This is a genomic window from Lentzea miocenica, assembly GCF_033949945.1.
In the GTDB taxonomy this organism is placed as follows: domain Bacteria; phylum Actinomycetota; class Actinomycetes; order Mycobacteriales; family Pseudonocardiaceae; genus Lentzea; species Lentzea miocenica.
The window spans coordinates 1-22975 of the sequence record NZ_JAXAVW010000060.1 but is presented as its reverse complement, the minus strand read 5'-3'; the positions used below and the strand labels follow the sequence as shown (position 1 = coordinate 22975).

General features: G+C 68.6%; 25 protein-coding genes. 17 read left to right on the top strand and 8 right to left on the bottom strand.

The features are described from left to right. The first annotated feature begins 2 nt into the window (after positions 1–2). The 3 genes from SK803_RS44265 (at position 3) to SK803_RS44255 (ending at position 5183) form a co-directional block, all read left to right on the top strand. Positions 3–914 carry a DNA recombination protein RmuC gene (locus SK803_RS44265; protein WP_319972252.1) on the top strand — a complete coding sequence of 304 codons (912 nt, stop codon included), beginning with the start codon at positions 3–5 and terminating at the stop codon, positions 912–914. Between the two features lie 89 nt (positions 915–1003). Continuing rightward, entirely contained in the window at positions 1004–1714 is a 711-nt protein-coding gene (locus tag SK803_RS44260; RefSeq protein ID WP_319972251.1) for a DUF6542 domain-containing protein, read from the top strand. Positions 1715–1805: 91 nt separating this feature from the next. After that, positions 1806–5183, top strand: coding sequence for a WD40 repeat domain-containing protein (locus SK803_RS44255; protein WP_319972250.1), 3378 nt, complete (start codon positions 1806–1808; stop codon positions 5181–5183). 64 nt (positions 5184–5247) lie between these two features. Here SK803_RS44255 and SK803_RS44250 read toward each other — a convergent pair whose 3' ends face one another. Then, the gene (locus SK803_RS44250) at positions 5248–6192 is read right to left on the bottom strand and encodes a 4-hydroxy-3-methylbut-2-enyl diphosphate reductase (protein ID WP_319972249.1); all 945 of its coding nucleotides are present in this window, start codon (positions 6190–6192) and stop codon (positions 5248–5250) included. A gap of 227 nt (positions 6193–6419) precedes the next feature. On the opposite strand from SK803_RS44250, the gene SK803_RS44245 reads away from it, so the two are divergent. The 8 genes from SK803_RS44245 to SK803_RS44210 all read left to right on the top strand — a co-directional run bounded on the left by SK803_RS44245 (position 6420) and on the right by SK803_RS44210 (position 11874). Beyond that, positions 6420–6929 (top strand): lipid droplet-associated protein, encoded by a 510-nt coding sequence (locus SK803_RS44245; protein WP_319972248.1) that lies wholly within the window; start codon positions 6420–6422, stop codon positions 6927–6929. Beyond that, positions 6926–8164, top strand: a complete 1239-nt coding sequence (gene xseA / locus SK803_RS44240; protein WP_319972247.1) for an exodeoxyribonuclease VII large subunit — start codon at positions 6926–6928, stop codon at positions 8162–8164. Before SK803_RS44245 ends, xseA begins: the two co-directional genes overlap by 4 nt. After that, a complete protein-coding gene (locus tag SK803_RS44235) occupies positions 8154–8498 on the top strand; it encodes a sugar ABC transporter substrate-binding protein (protein WP_319972246.1) in 345 nt (114 codons plus the stop codon). Before xseA ends, SK803_RS44235 begins: the two co-directional genes overlap by 11 nt. Then, positions 8495–8710 (top strand): exodeoxyribonuclease VII small subunit, encoded by a 216-nt coding sequence (locus SK803_RS44230; protein ID WP_229813098.1) that lies wholly within the window; start codon positions 8495–8497, stop codon positions 8708–8710. Before SK803_RS44235 ends, SK803_RS44230 begins: the two co-directional genes overlap by 4 nt. A 67-nt stretch (positions 8711–8777) precedes the next feature. Continuing rightward, entirely contained in the window at positions 8778–9818 is a 1041-nt protein-coding gene (gene glpX, locus SK803_RS44225) for a class II fructose-bisphosphatase (protein WP_319972245.1), read from the top strand. Between the two features lie 131 nt (positions 9819–9949). Then, on the top strand, positions 9950–10720 hold the full coding sequence (locus SK803_RS44220; RefSeq protein ID WP_319972244.1) for a S1 family peptidase: 771 nt from the start codon (positions 9950–9952) through the stop codon (positions 10718–10720). Between the two features lie 143 nt (positions 10721–10863). Continuing rightward, a complete protein-coding gene (locus SK803_RS44215; protein WP_319972243.1) occupies positions 10864–11388 on the top strand; it encodes a L,D-transpeptidase in 525 nt (174 codons plus the stop codon). A 75-nt stretch (positions 11389–11463) separates the two neighbouring features. Beyond that, positions 11464–11874 (top strand): L,D-transpeptidase, encoded by a 411-nt coding sequence (locus SK803_RS44210; RefSeq protein ID WP_319972242.1) that lies wholly within the window; start codon positions 11464–11466, stop codon positions 11872–11874. 39 nt (positions 11875–11913) lie between these two features. Here SK803_RS44210 and SK803_RS44205 read toward each other — a convergent pair whose 3' ends face one another. The 3 genes from SK803_RS44205 to SK803_RS44195 form a co-directional block, all read right to left on the bottom strand. Continuing rightward, positions 11914–12369: a hypothetical protein gene (locus tag SK803_RS44205; protein ID WP_319972241.1), complete on the bottom strand. Its 456-nt coding sequence runs from the start codon at positions 12367–12369 to the stop codon at positions 11914–11916. An 11-nt stretch (positions 12370–12380) separates the two neighbouring features. Further along, positions 12381–13130: a hypothetical protein gene (locus tag SK803_RS44200; RefSeq protein WP_319972240.1), complete on the bottom strand. Its 750-nt coding sequence runs from the start codon at positions 13128–13130 to the stop codon at positions 12381–12383. Between the two features lie 97 nt (positions 13131–13227). Continuing rightward, positions 13228–14169, bottom strand: a complete 942-nt coding sequence (locus SK803_RS44195; protein ID WP_319972239.1) for a Glu/Leu/Phe/Val dehydrogenase dimerization domain-containing protein — start codon at positions 14167–14169, stop codon at positions 13228–13230. Between the two features lie 110 nt (positions 14170–14279). On the opposite strand from SK803_RS44195, the gene SK803_RS44190 reads away from it, so the two are divergent. Further along, a complete protein-coding gene (locus SK803_RS44190; protein ID WP_319972238.1) occupies positions 14280–14741 on the top strand; it encodes an Lrp/AsnC family transcriptional regulator in 462 nt (153 codons plus the stop codon). 22 nt (positions 14742–14763) lie between these two features. On the opposite strand, the gene SK803_RS44185 is transcribed toward SK803_RS44190, so the two are convergent. Then, positions 14764–15732 carry an NAD(P)/FAD-dependent oxidoreductase gene (locus SK803_RS44185; RefSeq protein ID WP_319972237.1) on the bottom strand — a complete coding sequence of 323 codons (969 nt, stop codon included), beginning with the start codon at positions 15730–15732 and terminating at the stop codon, positions 14764–14766. 62 nt (positions 15733–15794) lie between these two features. Between SK803_RS44185 and SK803_RS44180 the strand changes: the two genes are divergently transcribed. Together SK803_RS44180 and SK803_RS44175 are read left to right on the top strand one after the other, a co-directional pair. Further along, complete coding sequence (locus SK803_RS44180; protein ID WP_319972236.1) at positions 15795–17189, top strand: class II fumarate hydratase; 1395 nt, start codon at positions 15795–15797, stop codon at positions 17187–17189. A gap of 89 nt (positions 17190–17278) precedes the next feature. Beyond that, positions 17279–17575, top strand: a complete 297-nt coding sequence (locus SK803_RS44175; RefSeq protein ID WP_319972235.1) for a hypothetical protein — start codon at positions 17279–17281, stop codon at positions 17573–17575. Here the strand turns inward: SK803_RS44175 and trhA are convergent. After that, positions 17572–18243, bottom strand: coding sequence for a PAQR family membrane homeostasis protein TrhA (trhA, locus tag SK803_RS44170; protein ID WP_319972234.1), 672 nt, complete (start codon positions 18241–18243; stop codon positions 17572–17574). The genes SK803_RS44175 and trhA overlap by 4 nt on opposite strands. A gap of 77 nt (positions 18244–18320) precedes the next feature. Here trhA and SK803_RS44165 point away from each other — a divergent pair, with 77 nt between their 5' ends. Then, the gene (locus tag SK803_RS44165) at positions 18321–19100 is read left to right on the top strand and encodes an isoprenyl transferase (RefSeq protein ID WP_319972233.1); all 780 of its coding nucleotides are present in this window, start codon (positions 18321–18323) and stop codon (positions 19098–19100) included. A 57-nt stretch (positions 19101–19157) separates the two neighbouring features. On the opposite strand, the gene SK803_RS44160 is transcribed toward SK803_RS44165, so the two are convergent. After that, positions 19158–19424, bottom strand: a complete 267-nt coding sequence (locus SK803_RS44160; RefSeq protein WP_319972232.1) for a hypothetical protein — start codon at positions 19422–19424, stop codon at positions 19158–19160. 87 nt (positions 19425–19511) lie between these two features. Continuing rightward, positions 19512–19784 carry a hypothetical protein gene (locus SK803_RS44155; protein WP_319972231.1) on the bottom strand — a complete coding sequence of 91 codons (273 nt, stop codon included), beginning with the start codon at positions 19782–19784 and terminating at the stop codon, positions 19512–19514. A gap of 214 nt (positions 19785–19998) precedes the next feature. On the opposite strand from SK803_RS44155, the gene SK803_RS44150 reads away from it, so the two are divergent. Further along, positions 19999–21249, top strand: coding sequence for a DUF885 domain-containing protein (locus tag SK803_RS44150; RefSeq protein WP_319972230.1), 1251 nt, complete (start codon positions 19999–20001; stop codon positions 21247–21249). A gap of 399 nt (positions 21250–21648) precedes the next feature. Beyond that, positions 21649–22941 (top strand): PhoH family protein, encoded by a 1293-nt coding sequence (locus SK803_RS44145; RefSeq protein WP_319972229.1) that lies wholly within the window; start codon positions 21649–21651, stop codon positions 22939–22941. Positions 22942–22975: the final 34 nt, after the last annotated feature.

The following is a 22975-nucleotide window of genomic DNA, read 5'->3' as shown; positions in this document are numbered from 1 at the left end:
CCGTGACCGCAGTGATCATCACCGCCTCTCTCGTCCTGGCACTCGTCAGTGCCGGGGCGCTGCTGTTCGTCTGGCGCCTCTACCAGGACAGCGTCCGCCGCACCGACGAGGCGCTCGCCGCCATCGGCACCGAACGCGCGCGCTACGACGTGCAGCAACAAGCCCTGCAACGCTACGAAGTGGCGTTCTCCAGCGTGAGTGGACGCGGTGAGCTCGGCGAACAGGTGCTCGTCGAAACGGCGCGCGCACTCGGGCTGAGGGAGAACCTCCACTACACGCTGCAGACCGACGTGGCCGGCGGTGGCTCGGTCCGCCCGGACATGGTGCTGAACGTCGGCGGCGGCCGCGCGGTCCCCGTCGACTCGAAGATGTCCATGGCCTGCTGGGCCGAAGCGGTCGAAACGGACGATCCACAGGAACGCCAGGACGCGCTCCGGGTGCACGTCCGCAACATCCGCTCCCGCGCCGCCGAACTGGCGGGCAAGGGCTACCAGCGCTGGGCGGACGCGATCTACGGCACGATCATGTTCGTCCCCAACGACGGCGCGGTCGTCGCCGCCCTGGACACCGATCCCGAACTGCTCCGCTGGCTGCTGGACCGCCGCGTCTTCCTGTGCGGCCCGACCGGGTTCGCCGTGATCGCGTCGAGTGCGATGTTCGCGGTCACCGAACGAGCGCTGGCCGACGACGTCGAGCAGGTCAGGCTGCAGGCCGGCCGCGCGAACCGGGCAGCCGACACCGCCATCGAAGCGGTCAACCTCTCCACCACGCACCTGCAGCGCTTCCTCTCAGCTCGACGCAGGGAACTGGACGCCCTGGAGGGCTTCCGGGCGAGCGTGGAGCCGCTGACGGACGCCTCCGCCACCCCTACGCCCCTTCCTCTCGTCCGAAGGGCGGACGAACAGTCCGCTTAAAACGCACGGAGCGTGCCCACAGGTTGCTTCTGGGTGAGAAACCTGCGGACTGACGAACACCTAATGGCCGAACGGCTACCGTGTGCGCCGTGAGTGAGTTGCGCGATCGTTCGGCGGCCTTCGACGACGTCGAGGACTACGACGAGGTCCCGTGGAACTACCGGGCCATCTTCGGCGAGTTCAAGGGCATCCCGTGGTGGGCCGCGATCCTGTGCGCGCTGGTCCCGGCGTTCATCGGCGCGTTCATCGACATCAACTCCAGCAAGACCGTCGGCTGGACGTTCATCGCCGTCTTCTTCGTCGGCGCGCTCGCCGGAATCCTGCTGGTCCAGCGCCGCAGCCTGTTCGCGCCGATGGTGCAGCCGCCGCTGATCCTGGCCGTCACGGTGCCCACGCTCGTGCTGTTCACCGGCGGCGTCCAGAAGGGCGGCCTCGCCAACATGGCTCTCGGCCTGGGCAAGCCGCTGATCGACAGCTTCCCGGTCATGGCCGTCACCACCGCCGTCACCGTCGCGTTCGGCATCCTGCGGATCGTCCTGCAGAAGGACCCGAACCGGCCGTCCAAGGACGAGGTCCGCGAGGCCAAGGCGGAGATCAGGGAACGCGGCAAGCCGGTCCGCAGGCCCCGCGAGGAGCCCGTGGAGGACGAGCGCCCGCGCCGTCTCCGTCCGGAAGGCGCTCCCGCACGCCGCCCCCGGCCGGAAGGTGCCCCAGCACGGCGCCCCCGCCCGGACGGTGCGGCCCGCGCCGAGCGTCCGGCAGGCCAGCGCAGGCCACGGCCACCGCGCGAGGACCGCTAGCCGCAGCAACCCGTTGTTCGCGATCGCCCCCGCGAACGCCGTACAACGGATCACGGACAACAACCCCCTGACCAGCACGCACTCTGCGAGCATGAGTTCGATGCCTAGGGGAGAACGTCCACTGGACGAGGGCGACAGCCCGCTGCTGCTGTTCGCCGGAGACCTGCGCCAACTGCGCACCAACGCGGGGAAGCCGAGCTACCGGGACCTGTCCCGGCGCGCGCACTTCTCGGCGAGCACGCTGTCCGACGCGGCGGGCGGGCGGAAGCTGCCGGGTCTCGACGTCACGCTCGCGTACGTCCGGGCGTGCGCTGGCGACGAGGCGGCGTGGGAGCGGCGCTGGCACGACCTGGCCGTCGCCATGGCACAGAGCCGGACCGTCGAGGGGCCGTCCCCGTACGTGGGCCTGAACCCGTTCACGACCGAGGACGCCGACCGGTTCTTCGGCCGGGAGGCGCTGACCCGCACGTTGCTCGACCGGCTCGACCGGCAGCGGTTCCTCGCGGTGTTCGGCGCGTCTGGCGAGGGCAAGTCGTCGCTGCTCAGGGCGGGTATCGCGGCGAAGTTCGAGAACGCGGTGGTCTGCACGCCGGGCCCCGACCCGGACGCCGCGATCGCCGACGCCCTCGCGAGGAACCCGGACCTGCTGGTCGTCGACCAGTTCGAGGAGCTCTTCACGCTCTGCGAGGACGAGGTCCAGCGCACGGCGTTCCTGGACGCGCTGCTCGTCGCCGGCTGCAAGAAGGTGATCGCGGTCCGGTCCGACTTCTACCCGCACTGCGCCCAGTACCCGCGGCTCGCGGACGCCCTGACCGACGCCCAGGTGCTGCTCGGCACGATGACGCCGGACGAACTGCGCCGCGCGATCACCCAGCCCGCCGCGACCGTCGGCTGCACCGTCGAGACGGCCCTGCTGACCACTCTCGTCGCCGAAGCGGCGGGTCGCAGCGGCGTGCTCCCCCTCGTGTCCCACGCGCTGCTCGAAACCTGGCACCGCAGGCGCGGCAACACCCTCACCCTCGCCGGCTACCAGTCAGCAGGCGGCATCCAGGGCGCGCTCGCGCAGAGCGCAGAGGCCGCGTTCGCCACGCTGGACGACTCCGAGCAGCACCTGGCCAAGCAACTGCTGCTCCGGCTGAGCGCCGACGGCACCAAACGGCCCGTTCCGCGGCACGAGGTCGTGGGCGAGGAAGTGCTCGACGTGCTCGCCGGCACCCGGCTCATCACCGTCGACGAGCACACCGTCGAGGTGACCCACGAGGCGCTGTTCCAGGCCTGGCCGAGGCTGCGGGCGTGGCTGGACGAGGACCACGAGGGCCTCAGGACGCACCGCAGGCTCACCGACGCCGCCAGGACGTGGCGGGAGCTGGGCCAGGACACCGACTCGCTCTACCGCAGCACCAGGCTCGCCGAGACGACCGAGTGGGTCGCGCGGACCCAGCCGGAGCTGACCGGCACCGAACGCGAGTTCATCGGCGCCTCGAAGGCACGGGAGCGCCGCCGCACCCGCCGCCTGCGCTGGACCGCGGCAGGACTGGCGGTGATGCTGGTGGCCACCGCCGCGAGCGCCGTCGTGGCCGTCCAGCAGCGCCGTGAGGTCGAACGGCTCGGCCTGATCTCGCAGTCGCAACAGCTCGCGGCGGCGTCGGAGGCACTCGTCGTCAGCGACCCGAAGCAGTCCGCCCGCAAGGCTGCCGAGGCCTACCGGACCTATCCGACGCCAGAGGCCCGTAGCCGGGTGCTGAGCGCGTCCGCGTCGGCACGTGGCCGCAAGCTCGACCTGCTCAACGCCTGGAGCTTCGGGTTCGGCAAGGACACCATCGCGCTGATGGGTCCGGAGGGGCTGGCCGTGCACGACACGGCCACGTTGTCGCTGCGGACCAGATGGCGCCCGAGCATGACCGGCACCGTGTTCTCCTGGGCCACCTCGCCGGACGGCCGCACGGTCGCCGTGTGCCTGCACGACGGGCGGATCGTGCTGTGGTCGGGACCGGAGGCCGACCAGGTCGTGCTGCAGCGGACCGGCACGCGCGGCGGAGTCGCCTTCAGCGAGGACGGCCGCTCGCTCATCGTCGGTGGCGACGTCTGGGACCTCGCCACCCGCCAGGTGCGCTACTCGTTGCCGGTCGGGCCGATCAACGGCCCGTTCGACGTGGCGGACGGCCGGGTGCTGGCCCTCGTGACGGGCGGCGCGATCGCGTTGTGGGATCTGGAGACGCGGCAGCGCACAGGCGGCTTGCAGGTGCAGTCCGGCGACATCACCAGGGTGAGGCTGCTGCCGGGCGGCAAACTGGCCGCGGTCGCCACCACCGAGGGCCAGGTGCAGGTGCGGGACCTCGCGACCGGCGCGACGGTCGCCACGCCACCCGCGCACACCGGCGTCGTCAACAGCCTGACGCTCAGCGCCGACGGCAGCATGCTCGTCTCCGGCGGTGAGGACGGCCGCGTGCACATCTGGGACGTCGCGCACGGCACCGCCATCACGACCGTCACGATCAACGAACCCGCTCGCAGCGCGCAGTTCTCCCCGGACGGCGGACTGGCCGTGCTCACCCCGCGCGCCCTGCGGTTCTTCCCGCCGGGCAGCGTGCCGAGGAAAGCCGGGTACACGGTCCGTGCGCTCACCGTCGACGACAACGGCTCGATCCTCACCCTCGACGACGCGGGCGTCATCGAACGCCGCGACTCCACCCTGCGCACGCTCCAGCGCGTCGAGACCGGCGTGCCCCAGATCCGTCCCGGCCGCTTCAGCCCCGACCACCGGCTGGTCGTCACGAACGGCCCGCTCAAGGTGCGCGACACCAACACCGGCGCGACCGTCAGCGAACCGGCCGTCGCGGCCGGCAGCTCGACCACGGGCATCGCGTTCGGGGAGAAGCAGATCGCCGTGGTGGGCTCCGCGGACCCCGACGCCGTCTGGTCACTGGACCGGCGAAGCCAGCCGACCTTCATCGGCGGCGACTCCAGCGGCCCCCGCACCGCCGTGTCGTTCGGCAAGGACGACGGCCAGCTCGTGTTCGCCCGCGAGGACGGCGAGGTGCTGATCCGCGACGGCGGCGTGCAGAACCAGAACCTGGCGCTGCCCCGCACCCACTCGGCGGCGGTGCGGGCGCTCGCGCTCTCCCCCAGCCGCAAGATCCTCGCGACCGGTGGCGACGACGGCCTGATCGCGTTGTGGGACACCACGACGTGGCGCAAGCTCGGTGAACTGCGCGGGCACGCCGACGCGGTCGCCGCGCTGGAGTTCAGCCCGGACGGCAACCGGCTCGCGAGCGGTGGCAACGACCGCGCGGTGGTCGTGTGGGACGTGCGCGAACAGACCGCCTGGGCGACGTTGCGCGGTCACAACCGCGGCGTGACGCACCTGGCGTGGCGCCCGGACGGCTCACAACTGGTGTCCGCGGGTGCGGACGCGATCCAGGTGTGGGGCCTGGACATGGCCCAGGCCCTCCGCATGGTGGAGAACTAGCTCTGGTGGAGAACTAGCTCTGGTGGAGAACTAGCTCTGGTGGAGAACTAGCTCTGGTGGAGAACTAGCGGACGAGGTCCTTGCGGAGCTCACGCGGCAACGAGAACGTGATCCGCTCGTTCGCCGTGGTGATCTCCTCGACCTCGCCGTAGCCGTGCGACTCGAGGAACTTCAGCAGCTCCATCACCAGCAGGTCCGGCACCGACGCACCAGACGTGACGCCAACGGTCTCGACGCCCTCGAGCCACGCCAGGTCGACCTCCTTGGCGTAGTCGATCAGGTAGGAGGCCTTGGCGCCGTGCTGCAGCGCGACCTCGACCAGCCGGATCGAGTTGGAGGAGTTCTTCGAGCCCACGACGAGCACGAGGTCGCACGACGGCGCCATCGTCTTCACCGCGGTCTGGCGGTTCGAGGTGGCGTAGCAGATGTCGTCCGACGGCGGGTCCTGCAGCTCCGGGAAGCGGTCCTTGAGCTGCCGGACGCGCACCATGGTCTCGTCGACCGAGAGCGTCGTCTGGGACAGCCAGATGACCTTGTTCGGGTCGCGCACCTCGACCTTGGCCGCGTCCTCGGCGGTGTCGACGAGCTTCACGTGGTCCGGCGCCTCACCGGCGGTGCCCTCGACCTCCTCGTGGCCCTCGTGACCGATCAGGAGGATGTCGTAGTCCTCCTTGGCGAAGCGCACCGCTTCTTTGTGGACCTTCGTCACCAACGGGCACGTGGCGTCGATGGTGCGCAACGAGCGGTTGGCCGCCTCTTCGTGCACGGCGGGCGACACGCCGTGTGCTGAGAACACCACGAGTGCGCCCTCAGGAACCTCGTCCGTCTCGTTGACGAAGATGGCGCCGCGGTCGGACAGCGTCTCCACGACGTACTTGTTGTGGACGATCTCCTTGCGCACGTAGACGGGAGCGCCGTACTTCTCGAGGGCGAGCTCGACCGTCTCGACGGCACGATCAACGCCCGCGCAGTAACCACGCGGCTTCGCCAACAGGACTCGCTTGGGCATGGCTCCAGGGTACCGGGGTGCGTTCCTAGGTCGTGTCCTGCGAGTCCCGTTCGATGAGAGTCACATCCGAGAGGGTTTCTGACGGTGCCGCCGCAGCTCCCTCATACCGGGCGTATCCGGGAGTTGCGGCGGTGCCGTCAGAAACGCCCTCGGGTGCGGCTGTCGCGGACGGGACTCGCAGGACACGACCTGTGCATTCGGCGCGCAGTTGCGGCAGGCTAGTGGGCATGAAGCCACTGCCATTGGGTGTCCGCGTCGCCGCTGGACTCGCGGTGACCGCCCTCGAACAGGCGCGCAGGCTGCCGCAGCAGCTCGCCGGACTCCCCCTCACGGTGGTCAGCGAGGCAATGCAGTTGTCCATGCGCGTCCAGCAGCATGTGACCGAACTCGCCATCAAGGGTGACGACGTCCTCTCCGGACTGAGGCCGGCCGAGGACGAGCCGGAGTGGGCGACGTTCGACGAGGACGAGACGCCGGTCACCACCGCGACCTCCGAAGCACCCGCGGACGATCCGTGGGAAGAGGAGGAGCGCGCGATCGCCGAGGTCCCCGAGTTCCTGCCGATGTACGACGAACTGTCGATCGCCCAGCTGCGCGCCCGGCTGCGCAACCTGGACGTCGAGCAGCTGGAGGTGCTGCTGCGCTACGAGCAGGCGCACGAGTCCCGGCCCGAGTTCATCGGCATGCTCAACCGCCGGATTCTGACGGTCAAGCGCCCAAATGATCCGGCACAGTGACCGAAGGAAAATCCACGCCGGAGAACCCCTGGCCGGTGCGGACGGTCGCCCGCAAGCTGCTCGACTGGATCAACCGGCTCGGCGACGTCTGGGTCGAGGGCCAGGTCACCCAGCTCAACGCGCGCAGCTCGACGGCGTTCCTGACGCTGCGCGACCCGAGCGTCGACATGTCGATGTCGATCACCTGCAACGCCTCGATGATCCGCGAGCTGCAGCTCACCGAGGGCAGCCGGGTGATCGCGCACGGGAAGATCAGCTTCTACCCGAACCGCGGCACGCTGAGCCTGCGGGCGGACGACATCCGCGCGGTCGGCATCGGCGAGCTGCTCGCGCGCATCGAGCGGTTGCGCAAGCTGCTGCACGCCGAGGGCCTGTTCGACCCGCGCCGCAAGCGCCGGCCGCCGTTCCTGCCGAACAAGATCGGGCTCATCACCGGACGTGCGTCGGCGGCGGAACGGGACGTGCTGACGAACGCGCGCAATCGTTGGCCCGGAGCGCACTTCCGCGTCGTCAACGTCGCCGTGCAGGGTCCGATGGCGGTCACCCAGGTGATGACCGCGCTGTCCACTCTGGACAGAGACCCGGAGTGCGACGTGATCATCATCGCCCGCGGCGGCGGCAGCGTGGAGGACCTGCTGCCGTTCTCCGACGAGGCGCTGTGCCGCGCGGTCTCCCAGTGCCGCACGCCGGTGCTGTCGGCGATCGGGCACGAACCGGACATCCCGCTCATCGACCACGTCGCGGACCTGCGTTGTTCGACTCCGACCGATGCAGGCAAACGGGTGGTTCCCGATGTCGCCGAAGAGAGTGAACGCGTCCGCCAAATGCGCGATCGCGGACGGCGCGCGCTGCACGGCTGGGTCGACCGGGAACGCAAACTGCTCGACGCCCTGCGCTCGCGACCAGTACTTTCGGATCCGTACGGCCCGCTGGACCGCAGAGCTGAAGAGGTGAATCGGCTTCGCGAGCAAGGACGCAGGGCCGTGACGCAACGTCTCGATCGGGAAGACGTCCACCTCTCGGGGACGAAAGCCCGCTTGACGACCCTCGGACCAGCCGCCACGCTGGCCCGCGGATACGCCGTTGTGCAACTCGTCACACCTGACGGGCCCGACGGCGTGTTGCGTTCTGTGACGGACGCCCCCAGCGGAACACGGCTGCGGGTACGCGTCGTTGACGGTGCAGTGGAAGCAGTGGTCGCCAAGGCGGAAGGGGGAGGTACCGATGATGCGTGATGCCGTGTTCCTGCCCCTGACCATGGAGGCGGCCGGCAATTGCACCACGGGACTGCGGCACAAGGCGGAGGCGGCGAACAGGGCCGCGGCGGAGTGCTGGACGGCGATGGTGGGCGACTGCGACACCAAGAGCCGCCGCACGCTGATCCTCACGTTGCACGATTTGAGCGAGGCCACCGCCGGGACCGTGCAGTACCGGCGCGTCGCGGAGGCCGAGGCGCTCATCGACGAGGCGGTGCGAGAGGGTGACGGCGAGGAGTTCGCGGAGGCGCTGGTCGGGTACGACCTGGCCGTCGCGACCGTGTTGAGCCGCCTGAGGAGTCAGTCCGCGTGAGTTCGGAGACGTTGGGTTACGAAGCCGCCCGCGACGAGTTGGTCGAGGTGGTGCGCAAGCTGGAGGCCGGCGGCCTGTCGCTGGAGGACTCACTCGCGCTGTGGGAACGCGGTGAGGCGCTCGCCAAGACTTGTGAGCAGCATCTCGCGGGCGCGCGTGAGCGAATCGATGCAGCTCTCGCTGTGGTCGAGGAGGACGTTTCCGAGGCGTGATCCCGTGCAAGGATTCAGTTGCCGATCACAAAATCCGGCACGCTGAGTAGTCGCATGGAGGCGCGCAATGGTGAACACCCCCGCGGAACGACGTCGCGAAGCCCCGGACCGGAACCTGGCGCTGGAGCTCGTGCGCGTCACCGAGGCAGCGGCGATGGCCGCCGGCCGGTGGGTGGGACGCGGCGACAAGAACGGCGGTGACGGCGCCGCGGTCGACGCGATGCGCAAGCTGATCCACACCGTTTCGATGCGCGGTGTCGTGGTGATCGGCGAGGGCGAGAAGGACGAAGCGCCGATGCTGTTCAACGGCGAAGAGGTGGGCAACGGCGAGGGTCCTGACTGCGACGTCGCGGTCGACCCGATCGACGGCACCACGCTGATGGCCAAGGGCATGCCGAACGCGCTGGCCGTGCTGGCCGTGGCGGAGCGCGGGGCGATGTTCGACCCGTCCGCCGTGTTCTACATGGAGAAGCTCGCCGTGGGCCCGGAGGCGGCCGACGTCATCGACATCACCGCGCCGATCGTGGAGAACATCCGCCGCGTCGCCAAGGCCAAGCACAGCGACGTGTCCGACGTGAACGTCTGCATCCTGGACCGGCCGCGGCACGAGTCGATCGTGCAGGAGGTGCGGCAGGCGGGCGCGCGGATCCACTTCATCTCCGACGGCGACGTGGCGGGCGCGATCGCGGCGGCACGTCCCACGAGCGGCGTGGACATGCTCATCGGCATCGGTGGCACGCCGGAGGGCATCATCGCGGCGGCGGCGCTCAAGTGCGTCGGTGGCGCCATTCAGGGCCGGTTGTGGCCCAAGGACGACGAGGAGCGCGAGAAGGCGATCGGCGCGGGCCACGACCTGTCCCGCGTGCTCACCACGAACGATCTTGTCAGTGGTGACAACGTCTTCTTCTGCGCGACCGGTGTGACCGATGGCGACCTTCTGCGCGGTGTGCACTACCGGGCGGGTGGCTGCACCACGCAGTCGATCGTCATGCGCTCCAAGTCCGGCACCGTGCGCATGATCGACGGCTTCCACAGCCTGCACAAGCTGCGCGAATACGCCTCGGTGGACTTCGACCTGCCGGAGGACGTGCAGCAGCCGCTGCCGTAGTTCGGTGTGAAGGTGTGAACCGTTAACGGAGGGTCACCCTCCGAGTGACCCTAGTGACCAAGTCACTTTCGTCCTTAGTTTCCGACCTGACCCCGGCAACCCTGCGCCGGGTTCAGGAAAGGAACTCAACGATGAGGGCACGTTCGTTGTTCTCCGCAGTCGTCGTGGCCGCGGGCGCTCTGCTCGCCTCCGCCGCAGCGGCCACCGCGGCTCCGGCTCCCACCGCTGACGGCGAGGTCTCGCCGATGATCGTGGGTGGCACCAACGCCACCCAGGTCTACTCCTGGATGGTCTCCCTGCAGAGCACCTCCGGCAGCCACTTCTGCGGCGGCACGCTGATCAAGGCCAACTGGGTCGTGACGGCGAAGCACTGCGTCCAGGGCTCGTCCGCGGCGTCGATCCGCACCCGGATCGGCACGACCAACCGCACCAGCGGCGGCACCACCACCGGCGCGTCCCGGATCATCAACCACCCGTCCGCCGACCTGGCGCTGGTGCAGCTCAACACCTCGGTCAGCCAGGCCCCCGCGGCTGTGTCGGCCTCGTCCGGCCCGGTCGGCACCGCCACCCGCATCATCGGCTGGGGCCAGACCTGCCCGACCCGTGGCTGCGGCTCCGCTCCGATCACCCTGCAGGAGCTCAACACCTCGATCGTGACGGACAGCCGTTGCTCCGGCATCAGCGGCGCCTCGGAGATCTGCACCAACAACACCGGTGGCAACAAGGGCGCCTGCTACGGCGACTCGGGTGGCCCGCAGGTGAAGTCGGTGGGCGGTCGCTGGGAGCTGATCGGTGCGACCAGCCGCTCCGGTGGTGGCGCGACCTGCGCGACCGCTCCGTCGATCTACGTGGACGTCCCGTACTTCCGCTCGTGGATCAGCCAGTACGCGGGCGCGGTCTAAGGACCACCACCCCCGTAGATCGGTAAACGCATTCCGAGGGCCCGTCTCCCAACTGTTATGGGAGGCGGGCCCTCTGCTTTGCAACCTGAGTGATCCTCCGGTCGTCTACTTCGGCAAGGGATGGATCAACCGGGGGGTGCGCGATGAGGATGCTGCTCGTGGCGGTCGCGTTGTTGTCAGTGGCGGGATGCGCGCAAGGGGCCGTGCACGCCGAGACCCCTGCCGCGCCACCACCTTCGTCGTCCTCGGCCCCGGTGACGCCGTCCTCCTCGGAGACGCCGCCCCCGCCACCACCTCCACCCGCGCCGGTCGTGAAGCCGACGCCGTGCACCATCAGCGACGGCGCGTGCATCCAGCTCTCCACGAACCAGACGTGGATCGTGCGCGGCGACAAGATCGTCCACGGTCCGAATCCGATCACCCACGGGCGCCGGGGCTACGAGACGCCGCTCGGTAACTTCCCGGTGCTGCGCAAGGTGAAGGACGAGTGGAGCCGGCCGTACAACGCGCCCATGCCGTGGTCGACGTACTTCACCGAGAGCGGCATCGCGTTCCACGAAGGCGAGTTGAACGTCCCGTCGCACGGCTGCATCCACCTGGACCCGGCGGCCGCCCAGTACTACTTCAACAACCTCGCGATCGGTGAGACCGTGCAGGTGGTCGCTTGATCGACCACGTGATCCATAGGTCGATGATTCAGATCACCCGGTAGTGGTTACTCCACTACCGAGGGGTGATGAGAGATGCGAGTTCTGATCGCGACGGTGCTCCTGATCCTCGGCTTCGCTGTTCCCGCACAGGCTCAGGCGGGATGCACCGTCTACAACGGAGCATGCCTGGAGAAGCACTCCAACCGGGCGTGGCTGGTCTTCAACGGCAACACGAGCTACGGCCCGGTGCCGATCAGCCACGGCAAGCCTGGGTACGAGACCCCGGTGGGCACGTTCTCGGTGCTGCGCAAGGTGAAGAACGACTGGAGCGTCCCCTACAACGGCCCGATGCCGAACGCGGTGTACTTCACCACGACCGGTATCGCGTTCCACCAGGGTGACACGAACGTCCAGTCGCACGGCTGCATCCGGATGTCCGCCGACGCGTCGCTGGTGTTCTACGACAACCTGATGATCGGCGAGCAGGTCCAGGTACTGCCATGACAGTTGTCCTGGAAGGCCTGGCCGGTCCGGTCAGGCCTTCTAGCAACTGACGCGTTTCTTCGCGAACTCGTCCGCGGTGAGGTACTCGTCCTCGTACTTGGCCTTGCCGTCCTTCAACCCGTCGAGCGTGAACTCGATGTGCGACGCATCAGCGTTCTCGCGCTTCACCGACATCGCGAGGTGCTGGTCGCCCTTCGGAGGTTGCCACGCGACCTTCTCCACGGCACCTTCCGGCTTCTGGGCGACAGTGATCTCCCGAAGCCGCGCCGGTGGTGCGAACTCGACCCTCCAGAGCACCGGGTCCTTCTCGTCCAGCACCACGTCGCCGTCGGTCCCCTGGATCTGCATCCACTCGACCTTCGGCGAATCACACGCGTTGTCGACGAACTGCGGAAGCCCGGTCGGCGTCAGTTTCGCGGCCCACGTCGGCATCGGCGAACAGCCGCCGAGCGCGGTGACGGCGGTAAGTACCGCGACCAGCTTCAACCGGGTCATCCTGGGCTCCCTCAACCGATGGCTGCCCACCAGCATCCATCATCGCGTCCCAGCACCGAGACGCGGCCCGCGAGGCCGGTGGGCAGCCATCCGGTGAGCCGTTCGAGCTCCTTGCCGACCACGACCAGCGCCGTGGCGGGATCCGCGGACAGGTTGTCCAGCAACACGGGGACGTCCACGGCACTGAAGTCCACATCGGACACCGGCCGCCCGGCCGTCTCCCGGTTGGCCCGGACGATCCGCCAGCCCTCGTGCCCCTCCCACGCCAGCTCCTCGGCCGGCAGCGAGGCCACGAAGTAGTCCGAGGCCGCGTACGGCGACACGAGCGCGATCGGCCCGCCGAACCGCCCGGCCAGCGTGCTCAGCCGCAACGGGTGCTCGAGCTGCTTCGGTTCCGCCTTCACGCGCTCGTAGCGGACTCCCAGCCGGCGCGCGATCCGTTCGACCGCGGCGTGCACGCCGTCCTCCAGCGCCGCCACGACCAGCTCGACGTCCCGCGACCGGTTGAGCGCCTCCGGCAGGGCGAGTTGCGCCACGGTGAACCCCGGCAGCACCCCGATCTCAGGGCTCAGCCGGTCCGGCACCGTCAGCTCGACCAGCACGTCGCAGCCCCAGCCCGACGTGTCGACCTCGGCGTCGACCCGGCTCCCCACCAGGTCGGACAGCGGCTGCCAGTAGATCGTGCGCGGCCGTTCCCGCGTGACCGGACCCGCCCACCACGGCGTTCCCGGCACCATGTCGGCCCAACAGACGTGAATCACGAAGCCCCCCAGGGTTGTGTTGCGCGTCCCCCTGACACGCACAACCCGATGCCATCAGCCTCAGTTTATGGGCTGCGGCCGACGCGCCGCTGCCGTATCACTGACGCTCACCCAGAAGACGGTGGACCGCGGCCTCGATCCCGTCGACCCGCTTGAGCGCCGTCTCGTGGTCGACGCCGTCGTCCTCCCTGGCCAGCGTGTAGATCACTCCGCCGGCACTGGCGACGTGGTCGGGCACCCACACGATGCCGCGTTCCGCGAGCAGGCCGGCCACGCTGTCGTCGGTGAGCTGGTTGTTGGCGGGGCCCACGATCAGCTTGGCGCCGAGGTGCCGCACGGTCTCCGGACTCAGCACCCCGCCCACCGCCGCCGGGACGAGCACGTCGGCCTCGACCCGGTACGCCTCATCCGGATGCACCCAGCCGAACTCACCGGTGCGCCTGCTTTCGTCCACATCGGACACAACGATCTCCGCGCCGGCGAGCCCTCTGGCGATCAGCTCCCCCACCGAGCCGAACCCGCTGATCACCACCTTCCGGCCGGTGAGGTCGGGAGTTCCGAAAACGTGCTGCGAGGCCGCTTTCAGCGCTGCCAGCACGCCCCGTGCCGTGGGCCCGCTCGACGAGCCCGTACCGCCGTGTTCCTCCGGCAGGCAGTAGGCGTGCGGGGTGATTTCCCTGAGCACCAGCATGTCCTCCGGACCGGTGCCGACGTCCGGCCCCGCCCGATAGGCGCCGCCGAACTCGTTGATCAGGTCGGCGTGGTCGAGCAGCACGTCCCTGCGCAGTTCCGGCGTGAGCGGCCGGTCGATCACGATCACGCTTTTGGCCCCACCGTGCGGAATTCCGGCGGCCTCGCACTTGAGCGTCATCGCCTTCGACAACCGCAGCACGTCCGTGACGGCGTCGGTGATCCGACCGTACGGCTTCATCCGGCACCCGCCGACCGCCGGTCCGGCCTTGGTCGAGTGCAGCGCGACCATCGTGGTCATCCCCGACCGCTCGCCGGTGCGGACGACCAACTGCTCGTGTTCCCACATCTGCGTTCCTCCCCGAACTTCCGCCATACTCTGGCCTCGAAGTTAGGGTTATCGCCAGCTGTGGAAGTGAGTTGCCGAACGTTATTCGGCAACTGGGTCCGAGGAGCGAGATGGACGAACTTGATTCGGCGATCGTGCGGGAACTGCAGCGCGATGCCCGGCAGTCGAACCGCGACATCGCACGAAAGGTGGGCGTGGCGCCGTCGACGAGCCTCGAACGCATCCGGCTGCTCCGCGAACGCGGCGTGATCCGCGGCTACCACGCCGACATCGCCCCGTCCGCGCTCAACCGCGGCGTGCAGGCGCTGGTGTCGGTGCAGGTCCGCCCGTTGAGCCGGACGGTCATCGACAACTTCAAGACCTTCGCCGGCGGGCTGCCGGAGGTGCTGTCGGTGTTCGTCATGGCGGGCAGCGACGACTTCGTCATCCACGTGAGCGCTCAGGACAACGAGCACCTGCACGCGTTCCTGGTCGATCAGCTGAGCCAGCGCAAGGAGATCGTCGGCTGGCGCACGTCGATCATCTTCCAGCACCTGGCGAAGCACGATCCGGCGCCGTTGCCGGGCACGTGAGGCTCACGCGCCCGGCATCGGCTCAGCCGACGTCGCTGGAGTGCCCCGGGAAGAGGTGCGCAGAAGGATTGAGCATGACCGCGATGTTGTTGACCGCCGTCGCCGCCTCGCCGAACCCGGTCGCGATGAGCTTGACCTTGCCGGGGTACTGCGCGACGTCACCGGCCGCGTAAACGCGGTCCAGCTTGGTCTTCATCGTGGTGTCGACGACCACCGCGCGGTGGTCGAGCTCCAGCCCCCACGACTCGATCGGCCCGAGGTCGGCCGTGAACCCGAGCGCCGCGACAACTGTCTGCGCGGGCAACGTCTTCACGTCCTCACCCTTGACCTTGACGTCCACTTCGGACAGCGGCTCGCCGCGCAGCGCCAGCACCTCGGCGTCCGTGATGATCTCGACGCCGAGCTCCTTGACCTGCCGCACGGTCGCCGCGTGGGCCCGGAAGTTGGCCCTGCGGTGGACGATCGTGACACTCGTGGCGATCGGGTGCAGCGCCAGCGCCCAGTCGAACGCCGAGTCGCCACCGCCCACGATCACCACGTGCTGCCCCGCGTGTTCGGCCAGCACCGGCACGAAGTGCACCATGCCGTTCCCCAGCCTGCCGTCCCCCGCGGGCAGCGGACGCGGGTTGAACTCACCCATGCCCGCCGTGATCAGCACAGCCTTGGTGTTGACCGAGGAACCGTCCGCGAGACCGACCCGCAGACCGTCCTCAATGGACTCAAGGGTGCGCGCCTGGTGACCGAGCAGGTAGGTCGGCTTGAACTGCCCCGCCTGCTCCACCAGACCGTTGACGAGGTCACGCCCGCGCACGGCGGGAAACCCGGCCACGTCGAAAATCATCTTCTCCGGATACATCGCCGTGACCTGACCGCCGGGCTCTGGCAGGGCGTCGACCACAGCGACGTTCAGTTCCCGGAAGCCTGCGTAGTAGGCGGCGAACAACCCCGTGGGTCCAGCGCCCACGATGAGGAGGTCGACGTCACGCTCCATGGTGGTGCCCTTCTGCCAGTGGTGGGTGGCAGTGCTGTGATCGACGATAGAGACTCGGAGGTATGTCTGAACAGGAGTACCGCGTCGAGCACGACACGATGGGTGAGGTCCGCGTGCCGATCGACGCATTGTGGCGCGCCCAAACACAACGCGCGGTCGAGAACTTCCCGATTTCGGGTCGAGGCCTGGACCGCGCCCAGATCAGGGCCCTCGGCCTGCTCAAAGGCGCCGCGGCCAGAGCGAACGCCCGACTGGGCGTCCTCGACGCCGACCTCGCCGACGCCATCGCCTCCGCCGCCGACGAGGTGGCCGCCGGCCAGTGGGACGACCACTTCCCGGTCGACGTCTTCCAGACAGGTTCCGGCACGTCCTCGAACATGAACGCCAACGAGGTCATCGCCACCCTGGCCACCCGCTCGCTGGGCCGCGACGTGCACCCGAACGACCACGTCAACGCCTCGCAGTCGTCCAACGACACCTTCCCCACGACCCTGCGCGTGGCCGCCACCGAGGCCGTGGTCAAGGACGTCGTCCCCGCCTTCGAACACCTCCTGGGCGTGCTGGAATCACGCGCCGCGGAGTGGTCCGACCTGGTCAAGTCCGGCCGCACCCACCTCATGGACGCCGTCCCGGTGACGCTGGGCCAGGAAGCCGGCGCCTGGGCGTCCCAGGTCCGCTACTCCGTGGAACGCCTCACGTCGTCCGTCCCGCGCCTGGCCGAACTGCCGATCGGCGGCACAGCCGTCGGCTCCGGCCTGAACGCCCCCGCGGGCTTCGGTGCGGCCGTGGCAGCGGCCCTCGCCTCGGCGACCGGCCTGCCGCTCGTAGAGGCCCGCGACCACTTCGAGGCCCAGGCCACCCAGGACGGCGTCGTCGAGATCTCCGGACAGCTGCGCACGTCCGCCGTGGCCCTGTTCAAAATCGCCAACGACCTCCGCTGGCTCGGCTCCGGCCCCCGCACGGGCCTGGGCGAACTCGCCCTGCCCGACCTCCAGCCGGGCAGCTCGATCATGCCGGGCAAGGTCAACCCGGTGATCTCCGAAGCCACCATGATGGTCGTGGCCCAGGTCATCGGCAACGACGCCACCGTCGCCTTCGCCGGCTCGCAGGGCAACTTCCAGCTCAACGTGATGCTGCCGGTCATCGCCCGCAACGTCCTGGAGTCCTCGCGCCTGCTCGCCGCCGTGGCTCGACTTCTGGCGGACAAGGTCCTGACCGGCGCCGAGGCCCAGGTCGAGCAGATGCGCGAGTACGCCGAGTCGTCGCCGTCGATCGTCACGCCGCTGAACCGCTACATCGGCTACGAGGAGGCGGCGTCGATCGCCAAGCAGTCGCTGAAGGAACGCAAGACGATCCGCGAGGTGGTGCTGGAACGCGGCCACGTGCCGGGCAAGCTCACCGAGGAGCAGCTGGACGCCGCTCTGGACGTGCTGCACATGGCGCGCGGCGGCCGTTGAACGACTTCGGGCCAGGGCCACCGGTGCAGCCTGTGGCCCTGGCCCGAAGTGCGTGACCTGAGCCCGCCTGCTGGTGGGACCATCCGCACGTGAACGCACTGTCGGTCGTGGCCAGAGGCACCTGGCTGTACGCGCAGACCAAGCCCATGCCGGTGGCCATCGTCCGCCTCGACCACGACCACTGGTACGAGATCGCCAAGGCGAACGGCGATCTCGAGAGCGGCGAAGTTCCCAACGTCAACGCAGCGGGCCACGCCTACTACGTCTCGTACAGCAACATCCGTGATGGCGGCACGTTCTGGCCGGACTCGCAGACGCACCGCTCGTTCGGCGACGCCAAAGCCGACGCCGAGTCGCGTGCGCCGTCACCGATCACTTGGGACTAGGAGTACATCGCGAGCCAGATGGCGATGTAGTGGCAGATCGCCGCCACCACGGTCGCAGCGTGGAAGAACTCGTGATACCCGAACACCTGCGGCCAGGGGTTGGGCCACCGAGTCGCGTAGAACACCGCGCCAACGGTGTAAAGCGCCCCGCCCACCAACAGCAACACCAGCGCCGCGACACCGGCGTGGTGCAACAGCTCAGGCAGCACGAAGACCGCCACCCAGCCGAGAGCGATGTAGATCGGCACCCCGAGCCAGCGAGGCGCGTGCGGCCAGGCCAGTTTCAAGGTCACGCCCAGCAGCGCGCCGATCCACACGACCCAGAGCACGGTGCTCCCGGTGCCGGGATTCATCGCCAGCAGGGCGAACGGTGTGTAGGTGCCGGCGATGAACACGAAGATCATCGAGTGGTCGAGGCGCTTCATCCACGTGCGCACGCGGTCGGACTTCCACGTCACGCGGTGGTACAGCGCCGAGACGCCGAAGAGTCCCAGGACCGTGAGGCCGTAGACCGAGGTGGCCAGGGCGGCGCGCGCGGACACTGTGGACGCTGCCAGCGCGATCAGCGTCGCGCCGGTGGCTACGGAGGCGATGAAGGACCAGAGGTGCAGCCAACCACGAAGACGCGGCCGCAGTCCGGGCTGTGGAGGAGTGGGCGCAGTGGTCACAGGAACCTAGGTTACGCGACCGTAGGTTACGGACCATGGCTCAGTGATGAAGCTTGCACGGCGTACGCTGTTCGGACGTGGCACTCCGCACCCGTGTGAAAGACGTCGCTATCCACCTCTACGAGTGGATTCTCCGGCGTGAGTTGAGCGGGACACAGGTGCCCAAGCACGTGGGCGTGGTCCTCGACGGCAACCGCAGGTGGGCCAGGGAAGCCGGGTTCACCGACGTCGCGGACGGGCACCGGGCCGGCGCGCGCAAGATCCTCGAGCTCCTCGACTGGTGCGGTGACGCCAAAGTGGAGGTCGTCACGCTCTGGATGCTGAGCACCGACAACCTCAACCGGGACGCCGAAGAGCTGGCGCCGTTGCTGGACATCATCTCCGACATCACCGACGAGCTCGCCGAGGACGGCAGGCCGTGGCGGGTCCGGCACGTCGGCGCCATCGACATGCTGCCCAAGGAGCACGCCGAACGGCTCACCAACGCGGCGAACAAGACCAAGAACCGCACCGGCATCCAGGTCAACGTCGCGGTCGCGTACGGCGGCAGGCAGGAGATCGCGGACGCCGTCCGGAAGCTCCTGCAGGCACACGCCGAGCGCGGCGGCACCATCGAGGAACTCGCAGAGGTGCTCGACGTCGACCACATCGCGGAGCATCTCTACACCTCCGGCCAGCCGGACCCCGACCTGATCATCCGCACGTCCGGTGAGCAGCGGCTTTCCGGCTTCATGCTGTGGCAGTCGGCGCACTCGGAGTTCTGGTTCTGCGAGGCTTACTGGCCCGGCTTCCGGCGCACCGACTTCCTGCGGGCCATGCGCGAGTACGCCAAGCGCCACCGCAGGTACGGGAACTGACACAGCAAAAGGGGCGCCCACCGCGAGGTGAGCGCCCCTTTCGAGCTGACGACCAGATCAGTCGTCGTAGCCCCACTCGGCGCCGTCCTCGATGCCGCCGGCCGCGCAGGTCTCGGTGATGGAGGGCGAGTTCACCGGAACCGCTCCACCCAGCACGCCGACGTTGTTGCCACAGGCACCGATAACGCCGTTCAGGTTGTTGGCGTTGCCGACGACGAGCAGCGGCGCGTTCTCCCAGTGGTGGCCCTGAACGGCCATCGCCGGCGAACCAACAGCAAGGAACGCGGCAGCCACACCGAGGGCGGCGCCAGCCTTCTTCAGCACGATTTTTCTCCTCATGAAGGTTTAAACGGGGAAAACACATCTGGGGGCGCCAGAAATGACGCCCCCAGACGTAGAACTAAAGAGAGATCAGCCCTCGTCGACGATGCCGCCGGCGGCGCAGGTCTCGGTGATCGACGGCGAGTTGATCGGCACGGCGCCACCGAGGACACCGACGTTGTTGCCGCAGGCGCCGACGGTGCCGTTGAGGTTGTTGCCGTTCAGCAGGACCAACAGGGGGCCGTTCTTCCAGTGGTGTCCACCGTGGCCCTCGCCGGCCATGGCGGCCGGGGCGAACGCGAGCGACAGCGCAGCTGCGGCGACAACCGCGGCACAAGCCTTCTTCACGTCAATCTCCTTCATGTCGGGTTATCCCCGTCATTTCCGGAGTCTTCGGGGATCTCCGGAGCGGTGGGGTCTCCGGGCGGAAACGCTATAGGCATTGATCTCGATTGGCGGCCCGCATGACCCCATTGTGTGACGTCAAGATCAACAACATTCCCCATACAGGTGGTCTTCGATTCACGATTCGGTCGCGAGTAAGACCCTGTGGTAGACGCTCTACGCTCTTCGACTCATGGACGCCAACGAGCTGGTGCGCGGATATCTGGTGCTGGGGCTGCGCCTCGGGCGCCTGGTGTCCGGGTTCGTCGACTCGTTCACCGGCGACCCCGCGCTGAGCCGCGCCGTCGACAACGAACCGCGCCTCGATCCCAAGGCGCTCGCGTCGCACGCCCGTGAGCTGCGAAAAGAGCTTCCCGGCGCCGACCTCACCGCCCAGCGCAAGCAGTTCCTCCAGGCGCACCTCGCCGCGCTGGAGTGCACCGCGCGCAAGCTCGCCGGCGAGCGCGTCACGTTCGTCGACGAGGTCGAGCAGTACTTCCAGGTCCGCATCCGCCCCGGCGACGAGGACGCGTACGCCCAGGCCCACCGCAACCTCGACGTGCTGCTCGAAGGACCCGGATCCCTCACCGACCGCCTCAACGCCTTCCGCACGGCCGACGAGGTGCCCGCACGCAGGCTCCAGGGCGCCGTGCAGGCCCTCTCCAGCGCCCTGAGGGACCGCGTGCGGCACAAGTTCGCGCTGCCCGAGCAGGAGATCGTCGAGTACCAGGTCGTCACCAACAAGCCGTGGAGCGGCTTCAACTACTACCTCGGCGGCTACCGCAGCAGGGTCGCGGTCAACGCCGACCTCGGCCACCGCATGTCGAACCTGCCCCATCTGGTCGCGCACGAGTCCTATCCCGGCCACCACACCGAGCACTGCCGCAAGGAGGCGGGCCTGATCGCGCGGCGCGGCCACGCCGAGCAGTCGATCTTCCTGATCAACACGCCGCAGTGCCTGATGGCCGAGGGCATGGCAGAGCTCGGCCTGCACGCCGCCGTCGGACCGGGCTGGGGCGTCTGGACGGAGCAGATCTTCCGCGACCTCGGGTTGCGAATGGACGGCGAACTGTCCGAAAAGGTCGAGTCGGCAACGTCCGGCCTGCTCACCGTCCGGCAGGACGCCGCGCTGCTGCTACACGATCGAGGTGCGGATCAGGATGACGTGGTTGCGCATCTGCGCAGGTGGCTGCTAGTCCCCGACCGTCGCGCACGGCAAATGGTTCGTTTTCTGGCGGACCCGCTGTGGCGCGCGTACACCACGACGTACGTCGAAGGAGTGCGTCTCGTGAGGGCCTGGCTGGACGTCCGCGCGCCCGGCGAGTCGCTCGACTCCCGCTATCTGAGACTTCTCGACGAGCCGCTCGTGCCGAAATCACTCGAATCCCAGGTGAGGGACGGTCTGTCGTGGTTGGCGCGCAACACCCAGGAAAACAGCATCTGACCAGCTAGAACACGGCTGCGGTCACGTTTCGGGTTGTTTTCGGGCAGATGACAAATCGGGATTCACCTGTGTGGCTTCGTGCAGATGGGGCACCCACGCAGGTAACTTCGAAAGCGGCGGGACGCGACCACTGCGGACCGCGCAGGGAGGTCCTGATCGTGGCAGACAACGTCGCGAGGGGGCCGGCACCCGGCCCTCGTGGTCGACCTGCCTGACGCCACCCGGCGGACGGCGAGACGATCAATCAGGGTTGTGCCTGGCCCAGCGAGGAGCGGACGCGGGTGCCGCGTTCGTGAGGGAGTTGCCGTGAACGCACGACGTCCCGCGAGCCGTTCCTCAGGCTCATCGCGCACATCCTCCTCCAGGCGCAAGTCCGCCGCTCCAGCCATCACGACATATGTGCTGGACACGTCGGTACTGCTGTCCGATCCACTCGCGGCCACCAGGTTCGCGGAGCACGAGGTCGTGCTCCCGCTCGTGGTGATCAGCGAGCTGGAGGGCAAGCGCCACCACCCCGAACTGGGCTGGTTCGCGAGAGAGGCTCTGCGCCTGCTCGACGACCTGCGCTTGCGGCATGGTCGCCTCGATTCGCCCATCCCCATCGGGGATGTGGGAGGCACCTTGCACGTCGAGCTCAACCACTCCGACCCGGAGGTGTTGCCATCAGGTTTCCGAACGGACTCCAACGACGCCCGAATCCTCGCGTGCTCCCTCAACCTCGCTGCTGAGGGCCGCAACGTCACCCTGGTGACGAAGGACATGCCGCTGCGGGTCAAGGCCGGATCGGTCGGTCTCGCGGCGGAGGAGTACCGGGCGCACGACGTCACCTTGTCAGGCTGGACAGGAATGTCCGATCTGGACGTCGATCAGTCAGTGATCGACGGTCTGTTCAAGGAGAGCGTCGTCGACCCCACCCAACACGAAGGTCTCGAGCACATCGCCGAACTGCCGTGCCACACCGGACTCCGGATGCTGGCGGGCACGTCGAGTGCGCTGGGACGGGTGACCGCGGACAAGCAGATCAGGCTGGTCCGCGGGGATCGGGAGGCGTTCGGACTGCACGGAAGGTCCGCTGAGCAACGGATCGCGCTGGATCTGCTGCTCGACTCCGATGTCGGCATCGTCTCGCTGGGCGGGCGTGCGGGCACCGGGAAGTCGGCGCTGGCGCTGTGCGCCGGCCTCGAAGCGGTGATGGAACGCAGGCAGCACCGCAAGGTCGTGGTGTTCCGGCCGTTGTACGCGGTCGGTGGCCAGGAGCTCGGGTATCTGCCCGGTAGCGAGAACGAGAAGATGGGGCCGTGGGCGCAGGCGGTGTTCGACACGCTCGGCGCGCTGGTGAGCCAGGCGGTGGTGGAAGAGGTGATGGACCGCGGCATGCTCGAGGTCCTGCCGCTCACCCACATCCGCGGCCGCTCGCTGCACGACTCCTTCGTGATCGTGGACGAGGCGCAGTCGTTGGAGCGCAACGTGTTGCTGACCGTGCTGTCGCGTTTGGGCAGCAACTCGCGGGTGGTGCTGACGCACGACGTGGCGCAGCGCGACAACCTGCGGGTCGGCCGGCACGACGGCGTGGCGGCGGTGATCGAGAAGCTGAAGGGCCACCCGCTCTTCGCTCACGTCACGCTGACCCGCTCGGAGCGTTCGCCGATCGCGGCTCTCGTCACCGAGATGCTGGAGGACTACGCCTCATAGCTGTGTCCTGAGTGGAACGGCCCCGCGCTTTCGT

What these genes read in the sequence shown, in the direction of transcription:
- SK803_RS44245 (WP_319972248.1), top strand. Translation starts at nt 6,420, where the DNA reads ATGAAGCCACTGCCATTGGGTGTCCGCGTCGCCGCTGGACTCGCGGTG.
- SK803_RS44215 (WP_319972243.1), top strand. Translation starts at nt 10,864, where the DNA reads ATGAGGATGCTGCTCGTGGCGGTCGCGTTGTTGTCAGTGGCGGGATGC.
- SK803_RS44255 (WP_319972250.1), top strand. Translation starts at nt 1,806, where the DNA reads ATGAGTTCGATGCCTAGGGGAGAACGTCCACTGGACGAGGGCGACAGC.
- SK803_RS44205 (WP_319972241.1), bottom strand. Translation starts at nt 12,369, where the DNA reads ATGACCCGGTTGAAGCTGGTCGCGGTACTTACCGCCGTCACCGCGCTC.
- SK803_RS44250 (WP_319972249.1), bottom strand. Translation starts at nt 6,192, where the DNA reads ATGCCCAAGCGAGTCCTGTTGGCGAAGCCGCGTGGTTACTGCGCGGGC.
- SK803_RS44180 (WP_319972236.1), top strand. Translation starts at nt 15,795, where the DNA reads ATGTCTGAACAGGAGTACCGCGTCGAGCACGACACGATGGGTGAGGTC.
- SK803_RS44235 (WP_319972246.1), top strand. Translation starts at nt 8,154, where the DNA reads ATGATGCGTGATGCCGTGTTCCTGCCCCTGACCATGGAGGCGGCCGGC.
- SK803_RS44220 (WP_319972244.1), top strand. Translation starts at nt 9,950, where the DNA reads ATGAGGGCACGTTCGTTGTTCTCCGCAGTCGTCGTGGCCGCGGGCGCT.
- glpX (WP_319972245.1), top strand. Translation starts at nt 8,778, where the DNA reads ATGGTGAACACCCCCGCGGAACGACGTCGCGAAGCCCCGGACCGGAAC.
- SK803_RS44185 (WP_319972237.1), bottom strand. Translation starts at nt 15,732, where the DNA reads ATGGAGCGTGACGTCGACCTCCTCATCGTGGGCGCTGGACCCACGGGG.
- SK803_RS44210 (WP_319972242.1), top strand. Translation starts at nt 11,464, where the DNA reads ATGCGAGTTCTGATCGCGACGGTGCTCCTGATCCTCGGCTTCGCTGTT.
- SK803_RS44195 (WP_319972239.1), bottom strand. Translation starts at nt 14,169, where the DNA reads ATGTGGGAACACGAGCAGTTGGTCGTCCGCACCGGCGAGCGGTCGGGG.
- SK803_RS44190 (WP_319972238.1), top strand. Translation starts at nt 14,280, where the DNA reads ATGGACGAACTTGATTCGGCGATCGTGCGGGAACTGCAGCGCGATGCC.
- SK803_RS44155 (WP_319972231.1), bottom strand. Translation starts at nt 19,784, where the DNA reads ATGAAGGAGATTGACGTGAAGAAGGCTTGTGCCGCGGTTGTCGCCGCA.
- SK803_RS44150 (WP_319972230.1), top strand. Translation starts at nt 19,999, where the DNA reads ATGGACGCCAACGAGCTGGTGCGCGGATATCTGGTGCTGGGGCTGCGC.